This window comes from Pseudomonas sp. MF6396, assembly GCF_002018915.1.
In the GTDB taxonomy this organism is placed as follows: Bacteria; Pseudomonadota; Gammaproteobacteria; order Pseudomonadales; family Pseudomonadaceae; genus Aquipseudomonas; species Aquipseudomonas palmensis.
Genome location: NZ_MVOK01000066.1, coordinates 1 through 3,823, shown reverse-complemented (window position 1 = coordinate 3,823; position 3,823 = coordinate 1). Strand labels below are relative to the sequence as shown.

The following is a 3,823-nucleotide window of genomic DNA, read 5'->3' as shown; positions in this document are numbered from 1 at the left end:
GAAGCGGAACTGGCGCTGGCGATTATTTCGCTGGGAAGTGCTGCTAAAGCTGTGGCTTCGAAAACGCCAGGGTGGCTTGAGAAGCTGGCGGGGATGTTGCAAAGCGGGGAAAAAAATGGTGCAAAAGCTACTGGTGGCGCTGCTGGAAAGGTAGATGATGTTGTAGCTCCATCGTCTAAACCTGAATGGTTGCAACGGCTTGATGCGGGTAATGAGTTTAATAAGGTACAGTCTAAAAACTACCCGAATAACGAAGTTTATATTCAGCGACCTGACGGGAATGGCTATTATCGTGTTGATTCGTATAATCCCATAAAAGGCGAAATCGTCTCTCGTAAATTGACACAGCTTTCTGAGGTTTCAGAGGCGACAGCAAAGAGCTACATAAATGAGGCCATTACGAAATACCCTTCTGGTGCGACCATTGCGAAAGTTCCATCTAGTGGGTCTTTGGGTGGTCAAAAATTGCAAGGTACTGTTATTCTGGAGGTTCCTCCACAGAATGGAGTAATTCCAAAAGCCATCTTGGACTCTGCCAATAAAGCAGGGGTTTTAATTAGAGATACTAATGGGAAGGTGTATTGATGGAGCTACCTATTTATTATTGTAAGACTTGGTTTCGGATGAAGAAGTTTGCGATAGAGCCTATGGATGAATCTCTGGCACATTCTAGGCATCTCTCGGGTGAGTCATATACGGCTCTCATTGGCTCGGACTCTGCGCCATCTTGCTTTGTTGAGTTCTCCATAGATAAAGGAATGGTTGGTGTCGGTTTTTTAGATAAAAAATGTCGTGAGTACCTGACCTACCAATTTCAAGTAACAGATTCGGATAACTTATTTTTGACTATGGCGACTCATCGTGAGTTTGAAGGGGATGGAGACGAGGTCATAGGTGGGGAGTCCTATATTTTCAATGAGGAAGGCGGTCTTGTTATTAGGCGAGAAAAATTTAATCCTCATGAGATTGAAGAGGCTAGATCAAGTTTCGAACCGTCTCGAAATTATGAAAAAATTCCCGAGTTTGGTTGTTACTCTAATTTAACAAAAGCTGATAGATGAAACAGGCAGGTGAGTTCCATTATAAATTTTAAGGGGTCTGAGTTGATATGGCACCGGCCTTGCGCCGGTGTTTTTGCACCCTGTCTGCACCCTGTCTGCACCCTTTTTGCCGCCTTCTTGCATCCTATTTGCATCCTTTCTGCAGTCAAGTTGCATCCCTTTTGCACCCACCCTGACGACCTACGGTCTAGCTGCTCAATACGCCCTTTTTGAGCATGATTTTTCGCTACTTAACAGGAGCAAAATCTCAATACACAACACGCACCCCCGTCCGGGGTAAGTGTTTCCTTGTAGATCAACGGATTAGCCATTTTTCGTGCTGATTGATGGCTATACATTTGTAATACAAAACAGAGCTAACTATTTGATTTGTCTAGGATCATGTGTATAGCTTTTATTATACATCGCTCCATAGCTTCGCTTGCTTAGCTGTTTCGCCTGTCCCGAGCCTTTTCCAACGGATCAACCAGTTGCTCTGTCATGGCCAGCAGAAAGAATCCCCAGACGATAGCGGCATAAGCCCAAAAGCTATTGAGGTACTGTAGCCAAATGAAATGATCGTGACCAAATATGCTCAGCAGAGCATAGGCAAACAACAACGCTGCGATAACTGGAAATAGCAGAAAATTTGTCTTTAGGTACAGCTCAAAATGTAGTTCGGCAATTAGTTTGTAAGTGAGAAGTCAACAATCAGCTGTCGCCGGTAGAGTATGAGAAACGCTATTTTCTGAGCTTGGAGAGTGTCAAGGAAACCAGGGGCGATTCAAACTGCACCTGGAAGAACGCAAGCTCATCTCCGAGCAAGCCAAGGCGCTCGCGCAAAAGCATAACATCAGCATGGCCGAGGCATTTGCCTACTACACCGACAAGGACTGGCAGACCACGATCAGCGCTGCGGGCGTGAAGTTCGACGACAGCACCCTCGCCCACCTCGGGCAGGCGCTGGCGCCGCTCGGGGCGAACTATGCGACCACGGACAAAGGGGATGTGCCGAGCATCAGCGAACCGCACAAGGTGTATACCGCCTCGGAAACGTTGGCGTTGCTCAAGAACTACGAGATCAACCACGCGAACTTCTATGATCCAAAGGTGAATCAGGAATACCTGATCAACGACAGATTCCTTCAGAACAGGGAACAACTCGCCTATTACGACCGCAACCTCAATTACGGCAAAACCGATCTGCTGGGTGGTGGGATTGGCGTAGGGCAAGGCATTGCGGCGGCAGTGGCCGAGTCAGCCAAAAACATCTACGGCTTGGGTGAAGGGCTGGTCACGGACTTTAGTGGCACCAGTTCTCGTATCACCAACGGACTGATTCAGAAGGCCAGCAATCCGTACGAAGTCGCACAAGCCTTTGAGAGCGCCAAGCAGGACGCGAAAGTCCAGGCATTTGTTTTGCGCCTGCAAGGCCAGGAACAGGCTGCCCTGCGGGTGGAAATGCAGTGGGAGACCGAGTTCGCCCTGAGCTTTGCGGTGATCAACAAGGCAGGGAAGCTGGGGCAGGTTGCGAAAGCGCTTGGGGAGCGGGAGACGGCTTGGAAGGCGTCGAGCCTGGTGGACAACGCTGGTGGTAAAAATGGGCCACCTGGAAAGAATCCGAATTCGACAAGTGGTATAACGGATGCGGAGGCAGGGATGCCTTATGCGCATTCGGTGGGGGGTGCAAAAGGAACTGGGGCTGTTGTAGATGACACGATCAAGGCATTACCAGCCCCAAGACAAATAGATGCATCGTGGAGCGCGAGCACTTATAACAAAGGCGGTTTGATGACAGGTATTGAGCATGTATTCTATCGCCATGGACCTGATTCAGGATTTGCGAATGTTAGTAAGTTCTCGCAAGGAACATCTGTTAAAGATGTCTCTAGTTATGTTGATAACGCACTGAAATATGGGAAGGTAACTCCTAATGGCCCAGGTGGGCACGTTATTGAGTACAATGCAGGTAAGGTGATTGGAACAAACGTCTCAGGCGCTCCAACATCGACAATCAAAATAAATGTTCGGGATGGTGTGATTCAGACTGCATTCCCGTACTAGTTAGGAATGGTTATGAGCAGTGGCGGCACACTAATAGAACGATTTGTCGCCCAAGAGTTGGACGACAGCGTTCGCTCTATTTTGAAAGATGCCTTTGATGAGCGGATGTGCTCAAAGAGCGTTCTGCTCAGGGAGTTCGAGTTTAATTGCTTTGACGTTTCTTTGGACTTTGAAAAAGGCATCGTCACATTGCAAGATGTTCTTTCCGCTGGAGAGAGTAGCTTTCTTGATATACCGATACGTGATTTTATCTCTGCTTGCGGTTTGAATGTCTCTTGTTAATTGTAGAAGCCTAGGTGTGATCTGACACCGGCCTAGCGCCGGTGTTTTTGCACCCGATCTGCACCCTTTTTGCCGCCTTCTTGCATCCTTTCTGCAGTCAAGTTGCACCCCTTTTGCACCCACCCTGACGACCTACGGTCTATCTGCTCAATACTCCCTTTTTGAGCATGAATTTTCGCTCCTTAACAGGAGCAAAATCTCAATACACAACACGCACCTCTTGCGAGGCCAGGCAGGCAGCATCGCCATGGCCACGGGCTTCAAGTTTGCCGGTGACCAGACCATTCGATTTGAGAACGGCAGCCTGCCCAAAATTGTGGTGCATGCCGTCATGGGTGGTTTGCTGGCAGAGGCCACGGGCAGCGATTTCAAAACTGGCGCCATGGCTGCGGGCTTGAACGAGGCCATGGCAGATACGCTGTCAACGTTATCCGGTG

The 3,823-nt window shown here is 48.7% G+C and carries 4 protein-coding genes and 1 pseudogene; all 5 read left to right on the top strand.

The features are described from left to right. Positions 1 to 585: pseudogene (locus MF6396_RS27785) on the top strand (hypothetical protein); the annotation flags it as partial. Next, positions 585 to 1,061: a lytic transglycosylase gene (locus tag MF6396_RS27780; RefSeq protein ID WP_078482008.1), complete on the top strand. Its 477-nt coding sequence runs from the start codon at positions 585 to 587 to the stop codon at positions 1,059 to 1,061. The pseudogene MF6396_RS27785 and the gene MF6396_RS27780, both read left to right, overlap by 1 nt. 837 nt (positions 1,062 to 1,898) lie before the next feature. Further along, positions 1,899 to 3,104 carry a hypothetical protein gene (locus MF6396_RS29170; RefSeq protein WP_229589647.1) on the top strand — a complete coding sequence of 402 codons (1,206 nt, stop codon included), beginning with the start codon at positions 1,899 to 1,901 and terminating at the stop codon, positions 3,102 to 3,104. A 12-nt stretch (positions 3,105 to 3,116) separates the two neighbouring features. Beyond that, positions 3,117 to 3,386, top strand: coding sequence for a hypothetical protein (locus MF6396_RS27770; RefSeq protein ID WP_054916221.1), 270 nt, complete (start codon positions 3,117 to 3,119; stop codon positions 3,384 to 3,386). 247 nt (positions 3,387 to 3,633) lie between these two features. Further along, the coding region (locus MF6396_RS28320) for a DUF637 domain-containing protein (RefSeq protein ID WP_153046145.1) at positions 3,634 to 3,823 on the top strand (190 nt) is incomplete at its 3' end.

What these genes read in the sequence shown, in the direction of transcription:
- MF6396_RS27780 (WP_078482008.1), top strand. Translation starts at nt 585, where the DNA reads ATGGAGCTACCTATTTATTATTGTAAGACTTGGTTTCGGATGAAGAAG.
- MF6396_RS29170 (WP_229589647.1), top strand. Translation starts at nt 1,899, where the DNA reads ATGGCCGAGGCATTTGCCTACTACACCGACAAGGACTGGCAGACCACG.
- MF6396_RS27770 (WP_054916221.1), top strand. Translation starts at nt 3,117, where the DNA reads ATGAGCAGTGGCGGCACACTAATAGAACGATTTGTCGCCCAAGAGTTG.